15 protein-coding genes are annotated in these 14,749 nt (G+C 54.3%); all 15 read left to right on the forward strand.

All coding sequences use genetic code 11. From position 1 onward, the window contains the following. Nucleotides 1-79: 79 nt before the first annotated feature. The 15 genes from aroC (at nucleotide 80) to rpe (ending at nucleotide 14,712) form a co-directional block, all read left to right on the forward strand. Entirely contained in the window at nucleotides 80-1,291 is a 1,212-nt protein-coding gene (gene aroC / locus F605_RS0107215; protein WP_022865217.1) for a chorismate synthase, read from the forward strand. Then, nucleotides 1,288-2,982: a 3-dehydroquinate synthase gene (aroB, locus tag F605_RS10450; RefSeq protein ID WP_022865218.1), complete on the forward strand. Its 1,695-nt coding sequence runs from the start codon at nucleotides 1,288-1,290 to the stop codon at nucleotides 2,980-2,982. Before aroC ends, aroB begins: the two co-directional genes overlap by 4 nt. Before the next feature lie 4 nt (nucleotides 2,983-2,986). Then, the gene (locus F605_RS11100) at nucleotides 2,987-3,526 is read left to right on the forward strand and encodes a shikimate kinase (RefSeq protein ID WP_022865219.1); all 540 of its coding nucleotides are present in this window, start codon (nucleotides 2,987-2,989) and stop codon (nucleotides 3,524-3,526) included. A gap of 71 nt (nucleotides 3,527-3,597) precedes the next feature. Then, a complete protein-coding gene (gene efp, locus F605_RS0107230) occupies nucleotides 3,598-4,161 on the forward strand; it encodes an elongation factor P (protein WP_022865220.1) in 564 nt (187 codons plus the stop codon). A 6-nt stretch (nucleotides 4,162-4,167) separates the two neighbouring features. Then, nucleotides 4,168-4,617: a transcription antitermination factor NusB gene (gene nusB, locus F605_RS0107235; protein WP_022865221.1), complete on the forward strand. Its 450-nt coding sequence runs from the start codon at nucleotides 4,168-4,170 to the stop codon at nucleotides 4,615-4,617. Between the two features lie 71 nt (nucleotides 4,618-4,688). Further along, nucleotides 4,689-5,987: a dihydroorotase gene (locus F605_RS0107240; RefSeq protein WP_022865222.1), complete on the forward strand. Its 1,299-nt coding sequence runs from the start codon at nucleotides 4,689-4,691 to the stop codon at nucleotides 5,985-5,987. A 9-nt stretch (nucleotides 5,988-5,996) separates the two neighbouring features. Next, a complete protein-coding gene (gene pyrF / locus F605_RS10460; protein WP_022865223.1) occupies nucleotides 5,997-6,851 on the forward strand; it encodes an orotidine-5'-phosphate decarboxylase in 855 nt (284 codons plus the stop codon). 99 nt (nucleotides 6,852-6,950) lie between these two features. Further along, entirely contained in the window at nucleotides 6,951-7,262 is a 312-nt protein-coding gene (mihF, locus tag F605_RS0107250) for an integration host factor, actinobacterial type (RefSeq protein WP_022865224.1), read from the forward strand. An 89-nt stretch (nucleotides 7,263-7,351) separates the two neighbouring features. Continuing rightward, nucleotides 7,352-7,903 carry a guanylate kinase gene (gene gmk / locus F605_RS0107255; RefSeq protein ID WP_022865225.1) on the forward strand — a complete coding sequence of 184 codons (552 nt, stop codon included), beginning with the start codon at nucleotides 7,352-7,354 and terminating at the stop codon, nucleotides 7,901-7,903. A 55-nt stretch (nucleotides 7,904-7,958) separates the two neighbouring features. Further along, nucleotides 7,959-8,234: a DNA-directed RNA polymerase subunit omega gene (rpoZ, locus tag F605_RS0107260; protein WP_022865226.1), complete on the forward strand. Its 276-nt coding sequence runs from the start codon at nucleotides 7,959-7,961 to the stop codon at nucleotides 8,232-8,234. Between the two features lie 7 nt (nucleotides 8,235-8,241). Beyond that, a complete protein-coding gene (gene coaBC / locus F605_RS0107265) occupies nucleotides 8,242-9,453 on the forward strand; it encodes a bifunctional phosphopantothenoylcysteine decarboxylase/phosphopantothenate--cysteine ligase CoaBC (RefSeq protein WP_022865227.1) in 1,212 nt (403 codons plus the stop codon). After that, the gene (locus F605_RS0107270) at nucleotides 9,450-11,528 is read left to right on the forward strand and encodes a primosomal protein N' family DNA-binding protein (protein ID WP_022865228.1); all 2,079 of its coding nucleotides are present in this window, start codon (nucleotides 9,450-9,452) and stop codon (nucleotides 11,526-11,528) included. The genes coaBC and F605_RS0107270 overlap by 4 nt, the downstream gene beginning before the upstream one ends. Nucleotides 11,529-11,570: 42 nt before the next feature. Further along, complete coding sequence (fmt, locus tag F605_RS10465; protein ID WP_022865229.1) at nucleotides 11,571-12,524, forward strand: methionyl-tRNA formyltransferase; 954 nt, start codon at nucleotides 11,571-11,573, stop codon at nucleotides 12,522-12,524. Next, a complete protein-coding gene (locus F605_RS10470) occupies nucleotides 12,524-14,038 on the forward strand; it encodes an RsmB/NOP family class I SAM-dependent RNA methyltransferase (protein WP_022865230.1) in 1,515 nt (504 codons plus the stop codon). The genes fmt and F605_RS10470 overlap by 1 nt, the downstream gene beginning before the upstream one ends. 14 nt (nucleotides 14,039-14,052) lie before the next feature. Next, nucleotides 14,053-14,712, forward strand: coding sequence for a ribulose-phosphate 3-epimerase (gene rpe / locus F605_RS0107285; RefSeq protein ID WP_022865231.1), 660 nt, complete (start codon nucleotides 14,053-14,055; stop codon nucleotides 14,710-14,712). Nucleotides 14,713-14,749: the final 37 nt, after the last annotated feature.

A 14,749-nucleotide genomic window follows, 5' to 3' on the forward strand; every position in this document is an offset into this window, starting at 1 on the left:
TTGCTGCTGGCAGGGAGTTTAGCTTTCCTAGAAGTGGATAGCTAAAACGCCAAACATGGTTCCATGAAACAATGAAGCCATGTTGAGATGGATGAGCGCCGGTGAATCACACGGACCCGCCCTGGTGGGAATTCTCGAAGGAATGCCCGCGGGAGTAGCAATCACCACCGCTAAAGTCGGAGAATATTTAGCTAGTCGGCGCGCCGGTTACGGCCGGGGAGCCCGCCAAAAGTTTGAGCAGGATCGCGCCCATTTGGTAGGCGGAGTAATCAGAGGTAAGACTACCGGAGCCCCTATAGCGCTGCTGATAGAGAATAGCGAATGGCCAAAATGGGAAACGGTGATGAGCCCTGATCCGGTAGATCCGCAGGCGCTAAAGGTTGATGCTGGCAAAGGTGACCAGCGGGAAGTCGCTCGCAACAAACCGTTAACTCGTCCTCGCCCCGGACATGCCGATCTGGCGGGCATGCTGGCTTACGATCTGGAGGAGGCCCGACCGGTACTAGAGCGGGCGAGCGCCCGCGAAACTGCGATGCGAGTCGGCTTGGGGGCGTTTGCCCAAGAGTTCTTAAAACAAGCCGGGGGGATTGAACTAATCTCTTATGTCACTCAAATCGGGCAGGCTTCCCTAGCGGATAGTCACCCGATTCCGGCATTATGCGAGCAGGAAAAACTGGCCGAAAACCCGGTACGGTGTCCGGATAAGAAAGTCAGTGAGCAAATGATCGCTCAGATCGATGCCGCCAAGAAAAATGGTGACACTATCGGGGGCAGTGTCGAGGTAGCCGCCTATGGGGTACCGATAGGTCTGGGCAGCCACGTGAGCGCAGATCGGCGGTTAGATACCCGACTAGCGGCAGCGCTAATGTCGATTCCGGCGGTGAAAACCGTAAAAGTTGGGGATGGAACCCAGCCGTATCTGCCGGGGTCGGCCGCTCACGACGAAATTGTCCGGGCAGATAACGGAGAAATAACTCGCGCCTCTAACCATGCCGGTGGGATCGAAGGCGGCATGTCGAATGGGCAGCCACTTCGGGTCAGCTGCGCCTTCAAACCGATCTCTACCGTGCCGCGTGCTTTGCGCAGTATCGATCTGGCTAACGGGGAAGAAAGTCGGGCGATTCATCAGCGTTCCGATACCTGCGCGGTAGTCCCCGGTGCGGTAATTGCCCAGGCACAGGTGGCTTTAGTGCTTGCAGATGCTTTGCTAGAGCATGTAGGCGGATATTCCCTGGCGCAGGTGCGCGAAAATCTGCAGGCATACCAAAAACGCGTGGAGGCGAGGCTATGACTAGCCAAAAACAAATAATTTTTATTGGTTTGCCCGGCAGCGGTAAAACCTCGGTAGGAAGGCTAGTAGCCGCCCGTTTAGGGTGTTCCTTCCGGGACGCTGATCAGGTGCTTAGCCAACAGGCAGGAATGTCGATCCCCGAGATTTTTGCCACTCGCGGTGAGGACGGCTTTAGAGACTTAGAAGTTAAAACTATTGCGGAACTGCTCGCTGGCGACACTGCAGTCATCGCCCTCGGCGGCGGCGCGCTCACCCGGGAGGAAACCCGCTTAGCGCTAACCGGTAAAGATGTTGTTTTCCTCGACGTTTCACTTCCCCAGGCGGAGGCGCGCGTGGGGAAAGCTGCTAACCGCCCCCTTTTAGCGCACTCTGACAATCTCAACGCCAAGCTAGCGCAATTAGCGGCAGCGCGTCGTGACAGCTATCTGGCGGCGGCTACCCTAATTGTTCCGGCAGACGGTAGTCTTAGCGAAGTTTCTTCGGCAGTAATGCGGGGTTTAGGCAGAAAAAAGGCACTCCCGGTACGCCGTTATAACTTGGGATCTTTGGCTACTTTACCGGAGCAAAATGGGGAGAAAACTCGGGTGATTCCGGTGACTTCCGGTGCGGGATACCAGGTCAGTGTGGGGCAGGGTACAGCAGTAAGGGTTAGCCAGATGCTGCAAGAACGCCCGCGGAAAGTATTCCTAATCTCTCCGCCGCCACTTTCAGGCGCCGCCCGTAACTTGGCGACTGCCCTCACCCAATCGGGACAAGTAGTAAAACTGTTCGAGCATCCCGACGGGGAAGGAGCCAAAAATATCCGCATTGTGGAGGATGCCTGGCGCTGCCTGGGAGAAAACCATTTTTCTCGCGAGGACGCGGTGGTGGCGCTAGGAGGCGGGGCTACTACCGATATGGCTGGCTTCGTAGCCGCTACTTGGCTACGGGGAATCGAAGTGATCAACCTGCCAACGTCGCTATTGGCGATGGTAGATGCGGCAGTCGGGGGTAAGACCGGCATCAACACTTCCCTGGGGAAGAATCTGGTGGGATCGTTTTACCCACCGAGCGCTGTTATGTGTGACCTCGATTATTTGTCTACTTTACCGCCGCGACAGCTGCACGCCGGCTTGGCGGAGGTCATTAAATGTGGTTTTATTGCGGACCCAAAAATATTACAGTTACTGAACGGACAGAGTCCCGAAAATCTGCTGGGATCTCCTGCCGTTCTGGAAGAAGTGATTAGCCGCGCGATCAATGTCAAGGCCGGGGTGGTTAGCCAGGATTTACGCGAAGGGGGGATGCGGGAGTGTCTCAACTATGGACATACCCTCGCCCACGCGATAGAAAAAGCCAGTTCCTACCAGGTGCTACATGGGGAGGCCGTGGCGATAGGAATGGTTTTTGCGGCCCAGGTTGCGAGGGAAATGGATCTGCTCCCGGCCTCGCAAATGGAAAGTCAACGCCGCCAGATTGCGGCGCTAGGGTTGCCGATTGCTTGCCCACAATACTCTTTCGAGCAATTGGTGAAAATTATGGCTTCGGACAAGAAAGTTCGCGGGGGAGTAATCCGCATGGTGCTTACCACCAGTAACGGACAGATTCAGGTCACCCCAATCGCCGATTACCAGCTATTAGAGCGCGCTTTTAATGCCATAAACACTGCGGTTACCGGTACAGATTATCCCCGCTGTCAGGGGCAGGAGTAGCCGCATGAACAAGATAGTTTTCTTAATTGGGCTGCCCGGAAGCGGTAAATCTACTATTGGGGCGGCGCTAGCAAAAGAATTGGGGTGGAAGTTGGTGGCTACCGATCGTGAGGTAGCCGCCAAATTACAGGTCGCGGCGGATAGTGCGCTGCTAACGGTAGGAGAGGAACGCTATCGTGAGGCAGAAAGGGAAGTTTTACGCGACCTCTTGCGAGATCTTCCCCGCGAAAATACCCTTGTTGATTGTGGCTCCGGCGCCTTAGACAACCCGCAAACTTTAAGCGAACTGCAAGGCCTTCCCGGTGTGGAAGTGTTAGAACTGGTGATTGACTTGTCGACTATGGCTGATCGTGCCGGACTGAACCGTCCTCGCTCCCTGGGGTTGGGAATGCCTCGAGCCTGGCTGCGGCAAATGGGACAGCAGCGACGCCAGCGGTGGCAGGTACTCGATCCCCTAACAGTGGAAGTTTCAGATTTACCTAAAGCCGAAGCCGTGCAGAAAGTGGCAGAGGCCTTGGGGTTGGGGGATAAAAGTACCGGTTAGGCGCAATATTTTCCACCGCCGCATGATTAAAGTAAAGTAGAGACGATTGATTTTTACTTGGGGGTATTAAGTTGGCGACAACAAATGATTTGAAAAACGGTCTGGTACTAAAGCTTGACAACCAGTTGTGGCAGGTTGTGGAGTTCCAGCATGTAAAACCGGGGAAAGGCCCGGCTTTCGTGCGTACCAAGATCAAGAATGTTTTAAGTGGTAAAACCGTTGATCGTACCTTTAATGCCGGGGTAAAAGTAGAGACCGCGACAGTTGATCGCCGGGATATGACCTACCTGTACCAAGATGGTGCTGATTTCGTGTTCATGGATGACGACACCTATGAGCAAGTTATGATCACCGCAGAAATCGTAGGCGACGCCAAGAACTTCCTGATCGAAAACCAACGCGCGGTAGTGGCTTTCCACGATGATCAAGTACTGTTCCTGGAGCTGCCGGCCTCGGTGATTATGCAGATTACCCATACGGAGCCGTGGCTACAGGGCAACCGTTCTTCGGCGGGAACCAAGCCGGCGACGGTAGAAACCGGGTATGAGGTTCAGGTTCCGCTGTTTGTGGAAGAGGGCGAGAAGATTAAGGTTGATACCCGCTCTGGTGATTACATCTCTCGGGTTAAGGAATAACCGGCAGTGGCAAAAAATCGGCTTTCGCGACGTACTAAAGCACGTCGACGGGCGGTTGATACCCTTTATGAGGCTAATCTGAAAGGTCTAGATCAAGACCCGGAGGATTTGCGGGAGCTGGTGGTGCAGCGGCAACACTTGACTACCGCGCAAACCACCTTGCCTGATTATGCAGCCGAAATTGCTGAGGGCGTGGCAGAGCATCTTTTCGATATCGACATGACCCTCAGCCAGTATTCCCGGGCTTGGGCGCTAGATCGCATGCCCAAGCCGGATCTGGCGATTTTACGCTGCGGCGTGTGGGAGATTCTTTACAATGACGATGTTCCCTGGAAAATTGCGGTTGACGAAGCGGTAGGTACCGCCCGAGCAATTTCCACTCCGGAATCTCCAGACTTTATTAACGGAGTGCTAGACGCCATTGGGCGCTCCACTGATAATAATTCAAGTGAGTAGTAGCCCGCAGGCATAAAACCGGCGCTTGCGTCCTCGCCCGCCCGGCTGCACTCAGAAGTTAGGAGGCAGCCATGAGCGCAATAGTTTTTCGCGGTGCAAATATCTTGGGAGAAGAGCGCGCCGATATCTTGGTGGAGGGCGAAGAAATCCGCCAGGTCGGCTCGGAGATAGCTATAGAGCCCGGCTCGGGGGTTAGGGAAGTTGATGCCCGGGGTTTGGTGGCTCTGCCGGGACTGGTGGATCTGCATACGCATTTGCGTGAACCAGGTGGGTGTGACGCGGAAACCGTGGACACGGGGACTGCAGCGGCCGCAAAAGGCGGATATACCTGTGTTTTCGCCATGGCAAACACTACTCCTACCCAAGATTGCCCGCAGGTCGTGGAACAAGTTCTCGATTTAGGGCGCGAGGCCGGCCGGGTAGACGTCTATCCAGTGGGGGCTGTTACTAAAAACCTGGCGGGCAAAGAGCTATCTGATCTACGGGGTATGCATCAGTCGCGGGCAGCGGTAAACGTGTTTAGTGACGATGGAAAATGTGTTTTTGACCCGCTGCTGATGCGTGAAGCCCTAGAGATTGTCCGCGATTTTGACGGAGTTATCGCCCAACATTCCCAAGAGCCGCGCCTGACTCAAGACTCACAAATGAATGAGTCCTATTTGGCGGAAGAACTGGGGCTAAAAGGCTGGCCGACGGTCGCGGAAGAAATGATCATTGCCCGCGATATATTGCTGTCTCTCTATCTGGATGTCCGAGTTCACGTCTGCCATCTTTCTAGCGCCACCGCGGTGGAGCTGGTGCGTTGGGGTAAATCTCAAGGTGCTCGCATAAGTGCCGAGGCCACCCCGCATCATCTGTTCCTCACCCAGGAAGAAGTGAGAGGACGGGATCCGCTATTTAAAGTAAATCCGCCGCTACGCTCGCAAAAAGACGTGGAGGCAGTGCAGGCAGGATTAGCGGACGGCACCATTGACCTGGTGGGCACGGATCATGCTCCCCATCCGCGCCGGCTCAAAGACTGTGATTTTGAATGCGGCGCGTTTGGGATGATCGGGCTGGAAACTGCCCTCGCAGTGGTGGCTACCACCATGGTGCAGAGCGGCAGAATGACTTGGCGCGACCTGGCACGAGTCATGTCGGTTACCCCGGCGAAAATTGGGAAAGCTAAAGATCAGGGAGAGGATATCGCGGCCGGCTCCGCGGCAAATCTTTGCTTTATATCTGCCGATACTGCTTGGCAGGTTCACCGCGAGACCCAAGTTTCTCGTTCCGATAACACTCCTTTTGTGGGCAAGGAACTTCTAGGGCAGGTGCGCCACACTTGTTATCGGGGAAAACCAACAGTTTTAGCTGGACAGCTACAGTTTTAAGGAGAAAATATGCGTCGGTATGGGTTACGTTTAGCGCAAGCTATGGAGCAGCTAGGCAATGTTTGTGTAGGTATCGATCCTCACTCCTCGCAGCTGGCTGCTTGGGGATTAGATGACAATCTTCAGGGTCTGCGCACCTTTTCCTTAACTTTGGTGGAGGCGATGGCTGGGCAGGTACCGGTAGTAAAGCCCCAATCGGCATTCTTTGAGCGTTTCGGCTCTCGCGGTATCCAGGTGCTGGAGGAAGTGCTAGCGGCTTGTCGTGAGGCGGGGCTGCTCACCATTTTGGATGTTAAACGCGGAGATATTGGCTCCACAATGGCCGGTTACGCGCAGGCGTATTTGAGCGCAGATTCCCCGCTGGCAGCAGATGCGATTACGCTCTCTCCTTACCTGGGATATGGTTCGCTGGCGCCGGCTCTGGAGTTAGCACAGGCCAATGGAAAAGGAATCTACGTATTAGCACTGACTTCAAATCCGGAAGGATTCCAGGTACAGCATGCCCAAAGCATTAATGGTAAAAGCGTGGCAGCTGACATAATTTCGCAGGCTGAACAGACAAATAAAGCCGGTAGTGATCAAGGTCATATTGGGGATGTGGGTTTGGTCGTGGGTGCTACCACCGGAAATGCGGCAAAAGATCTAGGAATAGATTTTTCAGTATTTTCGGGGTCGGTTTTGTCGCCGGGAATCGGCGCTCAAGGGGCTACACCAGCGGATATACAAAATATCTTCGGGAAAAGCTCCTTCCGGGTGCTGGCATCAACTTCGCGAGGCATATCTTCTGCTGGCCCGAAAGTATCCTCTTTGCAGGCGGCCGCAAGGCAAATAACTGAGCAAATGAGTGATATTTTTCGCAACTGAACTGGCAAAACTTAATAAATAGTTTGGCTTAAATGGGAAAAAACAACTAGTGTTTTTCGTGTTGTTATCCCGTAAATCTAGATGAAGAGGTTATACAAAATGGCACTTCCTTCTTTGACTCCCGAACAGCGCGCACAGGCTCTGGAAAAAGCCGCTCAAGCTCGCAAGGCTCGCGCTGAAACTAAGGCGAAGCTGAAGAACCGGGAACTGACCCTATCTGAAGTAATCAAGAATGCTCAGGATGATCCTTACTTGGGCAAGATGAAGGTTCAGGCTCTGCTAGAGGCTCTGCCGCGAGTAGGCGCCACCACTGCTGCTGCGGTGATGGAGGAGATTGGCATCGCCAAGTCTCGTCGTATTCGTGGTCTAGGTGAGCACCAGCGCGCTGAGCTGGTTCGTCGCTTCGGCTAGTAAACTCACTAACTTATTGCAGTATGGGACCCAAGAATTGGGTCCCATACTGTTATTTTCAGGAAAACTTTGGAGTGAAAAGTTAGCCCATGTCTCGCCTTTATGTGTTGGTCGGCCCTTCGGGGGTAGGTAAAGGAACTGTCGTTAAGGCTTTGCGTAAAGCCCACCCTCAGGTAAATGTAGCGGTCTCTGCTACTACGCGTTCGCCTCGTCCAGGTGAACGGGACGGGGTCGACTATCACTTTTTAACTGAATCCCAGTTCGATGAACTGGTGAACCGTGATGGCTTCGTAGAGTGGGCGTTAGTGCACGGCCAAGCACGCTATGGGACTTTACGCTCTGAAATCGCAAAGTATCTTGCTCGCGACGAGGACGTGATTCTAGAGATCGATCTCGCGGGGGCACGGCAGGTGCGCCATACTAACCCCGATGCCTGCTTTATATTCTTACAAGCACCCAGTCAGCAGATCTTGCAAGAGCGTTTGCGGGGAAGAGGTACCGAAGGGGAAGCCGAGGTAGCGCGCCGCTTGCAAACCGCCAAAATTGAGATGGCCGCGGCAGGAGAATTTGAGCACATTGTGATCAACAATCACCCTGATCAGGCAGCGAGCGAACTAGCAGCTCTAATGGGAATAGCGTAAGATTCTTCCTGAAGAGGTGGCATTGTGCCACGGAGAATAGAAATGAGAGGACAATATGTCGGGTACCGTTGCTAACCCGGAGGGGATCACCAACCCCCCAATAGATGATCTATTGGAAAAGGTAGAGTCCAAATATGCCCTAGTGGTCTATGCGGCCAAACGGGCACGGCAGATCAACACTTATAATTTGGAGATCGCGGAAGGAATGTTTTCCACCCCCGGTCCGCTGATTGACTCTGACCCTGAAGACAAAGCTCTGGGTATTGCTTTGCGCGAGATTGATCAGGGAGTATTGAATCTGAAAGAGCATGACGATTCTTCCCAGGACTAACTGAAGTATGTCCCAGCGCCGCCAAATTATTGTCGGGGTGGGGGCGGGAATCGCCGCCTATAAAGCCACTCATGTGGTGCGAGCATTAGTTAAAGCCAACTTTGACGTCTGGGTGATTCCCACTCCGGCCTCGTTGAAAATGATCGGGGAGATTACCTGGCAGGCAATCTCCGGTAATCCGGTATATACGCAGGTAGATGCCCCCTCTAGTGGGGTAGGGCATATAGAACTCGCCCGAGAGGCCAGTGCCATCGTGGTGGTTCCCGCAACTGCTGATCTATTGGCACGGGTCGCCCATGGCATTGCTAATGATATGCTCACCAACGTGATATTGGCGGCTGACTGTCCGCTACTGGTGGCGCCGGCGATGCACACCAACATGTGGGAAAATCCGGCGACCAGGAAAAATGTACAAACCTTGCAAGCTAGGGGAGTGCGCTTTATCGGTCCGGTAGCAGGCGCATTATCTAGCGGCGATCAAGGGCTAGGGCGACTGGCAGCAGAAGAAGATATCTACGCCGAAGTAATCACAGCTTTATCCGCTGGAGATTGGCAGGGGCAAAAGGTAATGGTCAGCGCGGGAGGTACCCGCGAGGCCTTAGATCCCGTACGTTTTCTGGGGAATCGTTCCTCCGGACGCTTCGGAGTGGAGATTGCCCGGCAATTTGCTTGGCAAGGAGCGCAGGTAACCCTGTTGGCAGCGAATATTGAGTCAGCGCTTCTGGAATCTTTGCCTGCCGGAGTAGAAATTGTTGCTACTCCCAGCGCCGGGCAGATGCACCAGACGGCATTGGAATATTTCCCCCAAATGCAGGTGGCTGTGATGGCGGCCGCGGTTGCCGACTATCAACCAGTAGACTTTCAAAGCGAAAAGATCAAGAAAATTCCTAATCAAAGGGAGTTTTCTTTAAGGCTGCGCCCCACCGCTGATATTTTGGCGGATTTGGCCAGCAAGAAACGTCCCGGTCAGCTAGTAGCCGGATTCGCGGCGGAAACTGGCAGCTGGGAAAGAGTGTTGCAGTTAGGCAAAGAAAAAGCGCTCCGCAAAGGTGCCGATATTATTTTTATTAACCAGGTGGGCGCCGAAACCGGATTCGGAGATATCGCTACCAAGGTATGCGCAGTAAACAGCGAGGGTAGTAAAATTGGGCAGTTTTCGGGAACTAAACCCCAGGTGGCTCCCCAGCTAGTTACGCTGGTACGCCAGCAGCTGCAGTGACTGACATTATGCCGCGATGGAGCGGCACGGATCCGCTCGCCGTTATTAGATCCCGGGTGCAGAAAGAAGCCCCGGCAGGAACCCAGCAGGAACTAATGGCCGCCCCTAAACAGCCTCACGGCAAATGGGAAAATAAAGATCCGATTGCCCGCGTAATTCCCGATGTTTCCGTTTTTCATCTCGCGAATGGTCTCGATTACACGGTCCCTGCCCGCCTGATAGGAAAAGTACAGTCCGGATCCCTAGTGAGCGTAAAAATCGCCGGCAAACTGGTACACGGATGGGTACGAGATCTTCGCGAGGCAGAACCCACCCGGCAGCGTTTACGACCAATCAGCCGCGTCCTCAGTCCCCATGCTTTGGTATCGGAGAACAGTTTTACGTTAACAGAGCAGGTAGCTCGACGTTATGCGGGGAATTTTTCCGCCGTTTTACACCAGGCGATTCCTCCGCGTCGCGCCAATATTGAAAAAAGCTTCTTTGAGTCTTTTTCCCCTGATTCCTCAGTAACCCCAGCAGCAAAGCTAGGGGAATGTTCGTGGGAAGCAGGCGCTGCTGATCCGCTAATTGCTTCTTATCCCGCCGGGAAAGGCCTTCTAGACTCCTTAGCACAAGCGCACGCTAGCCGCGTGGTCTGGCAATCGCTTCCCGAAGCTGACCTGCCCGCTCCCTTCAGTCAGATTTCCCAGTTGATCTCCTCTTCGCTTAGTACTAGCGGCTCAGTGCTATGCCTTTTTCCCACCAGTAAGTTAGCGAAGGATTTTGCTGCTTACTGGAGTGAGCACGCTCCGGACGGGGCGCCCTCGGCCTTGGAATATCACTCTGAGCTGGGGGCGAATGCCCGCTACCGTACCTTCTTGGAGTGTCGTTTTAACCATCCGCGGCTGGTGATAGGAACTCGTTCCGCGATTTTTGCTCCCTTGGAAAAATTGTCGCTGCTGCTGATTTGGGACGAGGCGGCCGAAACCTATCAGGAAAAAACCGCACCCTATTGGCATACTCGGCAAGTAGCAATGCTGCGCAGTCGGGCCGAAAAAGCTTCCTTAATCTTGGGAAGTTTTTCGCGTTCTCCCCAAGCGCAAGCATTAATCATGTCCACCTGGGCGCGCGAACTAGCTCCCGAAAAGCAGCAAATGCCGCTGCCTAAAGTTTTTACCCCCGAATACGAAAATCGCGACGACCCTTCCCTAGGACAAAGCGGACTATCTTCTACCGCCCTGCAATTTTTGCGAAGGGGACTAAGTAACGGTCCGGTATTAATCCAGGCTCCCCGCAAGGGCGGGCGTGGCGGTCTAAGCTGCGCCAGTTGCTTAGCGCCGGTGCGTTGTCCCCAGTGTCTAGGACACGTCGAGCAGCTGCGCGGAAAGTTTATTTGCCATAATTGCGGTCATCATTTTCAGTTTTCTTGCCCGCGTTGTGGAGGTAAAACCACCCGCGCTAGCGTGCGCGGACATCAACAAATCGGAACCGAACTGGCGGCCGCGTTCCCGCGAGTGCCCGTGTTTAACTGCGACGCAGATAATTCTTTGCCCCTTATTAGTGCAAAACCAGCTCTCATCGTGGCAACTGCGGAACAGGAACCGGCAGCTAGTGGGGGATACGCTGCGGCTCTAATACTCGATGCGGGGATGCTGCTGAGCCTAGATCGGATTTGGGCAGCTGAAGAAGCGCTGCGCCGTTGGGCAAATACGGCTGCTAAAGTTACCCCGGGCGGGCAGGTGATGCTCACCGGTGATCCTGGGCAGCGCCTAGCCGACACTTTTAAACAGCGAACCTTTAGTGACTGGGCGAGCCAGGAGTTAGCCGAGCGAGCGGAAGTAGGGATCCCACCCACCGCCGCCTTAGCGGTTATTCGCGGCCACGAAGACACTTTGCGCCGCTTCCTTGCCGAATCTAGTTTCCCCGACGCCCAGGTGATCGGTCCGGTTAGGGAGGGGGAGCACTTCCACCTGCTAGTACGTTCCCGCTTGGACCTAGGTGAGCAGCTACGCAATGAATTGCGCCGCTTGCAAGGGGTGGCTTCTCGAAAAAAGTGGGGTCAGATTCAGGTACAGGTGGATCCCCAAGATCTTTAATGTTTCCTAAGATAGCGGCACTTAACTGATAAGATTTCCTCTATGCGTGTCTTATTTGCCGGTACTCCCGACTCGGCGGTACCTGTCCTGAAATATCTGCTCGAATCGGAGCATGAAGTAGTCGGGGTGCTTACCCGCCGCCCTGCTCGTTCTGGTAGAGGTCGCAAACTTACTCCCTCTCCGGTGGCACAGGTAGCTGAGAATGCCGGCTTGCCGGTTTTTACCCCTACTACTTTAAAGGATGCCAGTCAGCGTCCTGATTTTGCAGCTTTAGACGCCGAGGTGGCAGTGGTAGTCGCCTACGGATTGCTGATCCCGAAAGATTTGTTAGAAGTGTTCCCGCACGGCTGGATTAACCTGCACTATTCGCTATTGCCTAAATGGCGGGGAGCTTCTCCGGTGCAGCATTCGCGCATCGCCGGGGAAGAAATTACCGGAGTCAGTATTTTTCGGATCGACGAAGGAATGGATACTGGCCCTATTTTCGCGGTTGATCCCATCCGGGTAGCGCCGCAAACCACGGCAGATTTATTGCTACAACGCCTAACGGAAACCGGAATCAGGTTGCTGCCCCATGTCTTGACGGCATTGGAGACGCGAAATGCTAAAGCTCACCCGCAAACCAGCGAAGGCGCTAGCTATGCGCCCCTGCTCACTAAGGCAGATGCCCAAATACCTTGGGCAAAAGAAGCCCACCAGGTAGCCGATATGATTTGTGGTTTTACCTCGGAGCCGGGTGCCTGGACCGAGCTGCCGGATGGTAAACGGATCAGTATCTATCCCGTGATCGAGATGAAAGAACACGATACCCTGCAGCCTGGTCAGGTGCGGGTTACTAAACACCAAGTTACCGTAGGCACTGGCAGTAACGATGTGAAACTAACCTTTGTCACCCCGGCTGGCAAAAAAGAGATGGCCGCCGATGCCTGGGGGCGGGGACAACGATATGGAGAAGACTTTTTCTTTAGTCTCCCCGGAGAAAGTGAGCAAAACTAGTGCGGTCGGATCGTCCCTCAAAAAAATATTCCGCCGGTAACTCACCCCGGGAGAACCGGAGCAGAAAACGGAGAGAAAATCGTTCGCAACAGCAGGAATGGCGTCCCCAAACCGATCGGGTACGCACCCTGGTTTTCCAGGTACTCCTGGCAGTAGAGACCAAAGACGCTTATGCGAACCTGCTGCTACCACCCAGGCTTACCCGCGCCCATATCGCCGGACGCGATGCTGGTTTCGCTACCGAGCTCACCTACGGCACGCTGAGGAGCCAAGGCTACTACGACTGGATAATCGATGAGTGCTCTACCCGCCCGGTAGCTGCCTTGGAAAAAGAAGTACTGATTATTTTGCGGATGGGCTTGCATCAACTGTTAAATATGCGAGTTGCCACCCACGCCGCGGTCAGCGAATCGGTAAATCTCACGAAACAGGAAGCCAACGAGGGAGCCGCGGGGCTGGTAAATGGGGTTTTACGTCAAGCGGTGCGCCTGGCAGACAGCGGGGAACTAGCTTCCCAGCTTTCCGCCCTCAGTAAATCCCGCCGCCTGGCAATTGAATATTCTCATCCCGCTTGGATTATCGCCGCCTACCGCGCAGCTTTAAGTGAACAAGCAAAACTGGGTGCCCAGATTCCCAGTGACGATGATTCTCTGGCGGCTTTACTGGCAGAAAATAACCGCGCGCCCTATATCAACCTGGTAGCGCGACCCGGCTTGGCGGATCGGGAAGAACTTGCCGATGCCGTCGAAGATATGGGACAAGATGTTGCCTATTCGACGCTGAGTCCTTGGGGTTTGATTGTGTCTGGAGGCGACCCCGCCAATCTGGAAGCGGTCGCTAGCGCGCGCGCAGGAGTAGAAGACCAAGGATCGCAACTGGTCGCCGGAATCGCAGCTACCTATCCCTTAGCAGGATCGGACCAGAAGTGGCTAGATTTATGTGCCGGTCCCGGGGGGAAAGCAGCGTTAATGGCTGCTTTAGGAAGGCAGCGCGGCGCCCAGCTTATCGCTAATGAGGTCAGCCCCCATCGGGCGAAATTGGTGGAAGATTCGGTAAAAGCCCTCGATAATGTGCAAGTAGTGTGTAAGGACGGTACCCAGTTTCCAGGCGTTGAGCGCGGATACGACCGGGTATTAGTGGATGCGCCGTGTACCGGCTTGGGAGCATTGCGCCGTCACCCCGAGTCCCGTTACCGTGCCCGTAATGAAACTATTCCTGATATCACTGATTTACAGGCGCGTTTGTTAGATCGGGCGCTAGAGGTTTGCCGCCCCGGAGGCCTGGTTATATACGCCACTTGTTCACCGCACCCGGCAGAAACAACCTTCCTAGTAGAGCGGGTATTAAAACAACGCGGGGACGGGCAACTAAAGGAACTCACCCCCGTCTGCAACCAGCTAATAGATGCCGAAGCCTGGCCTGGGGGTCTGGGCTGTGCCGATAAATACTTACAACTGTGGCCGCATGTTCATGCCAGTGACGCTATGTTTGCGGTAGTGATCAGTAAAAACTAGAAAGGAAACTAATCGTGGGCGTAACTATTTCTCCTTCTATTCTTAACTGCGACATCGCTAATCTAGCTAGCGAAATTGAGAAGATAAAAAATGCAGATTACGCGCATGTGGATGTGATGGATAATCATTTTGTTCCCAATCTTTCCTGGGGGCTGCCGGTGGTGGAAGCAGTAATCCGTCAAAATATTTTACCGGTAGACGCTCATTTGATGATTGAGGACGCAGACCGGTGGGCTCCTACCTATGCAGAGGCCGGGTGTGCCTCGGTTACATTCCATGCTGAGGCAGCGGCGGCGCCGATTCGTCTGGCACGCGAGATTCACCGTCAAGGAGCGAAGGTGGGAATGGCACTGCGCCCGGCCACCGACATCACTCCCTATATCGATATTCTCCCGGAAATCGATATGTTGCTGGTAATGACGGTGGAACCAGGGTTTGGAGGCCAGTCATTCTTAGAGTCCATGATGGCGAAAGTTCGCCGCACCCGTAAGGCTATTTCTGCTGCTAACCTGCAAGTATCGGTGCAAGTGGATGGGGGAATCACCCGTGAAACTATTAGCGTAGCTGCCGAGGCCGGCGCAGATGTATTCGTCGCGGGTTCAGCGGTTTATAAAGCTGAGGATGCCTACGCGGAGGTAGCGGAACTGCGGCGTATCGCCCAGTCCCACTGCTAATAATCACCGGATTTTCTGCAGCAGCAGCCGGCGTCCT

The sequence above is a fragment of the Varibaculum cambriense DSM 15806 genome (genome assembly GCF_000420065.1).
Lineage (GTDB): Bacteria > Actinomycetota > Actinomycetes > Actinomycetales > Actinomycetaceae > Varibaculum > Varibaculum cambriense.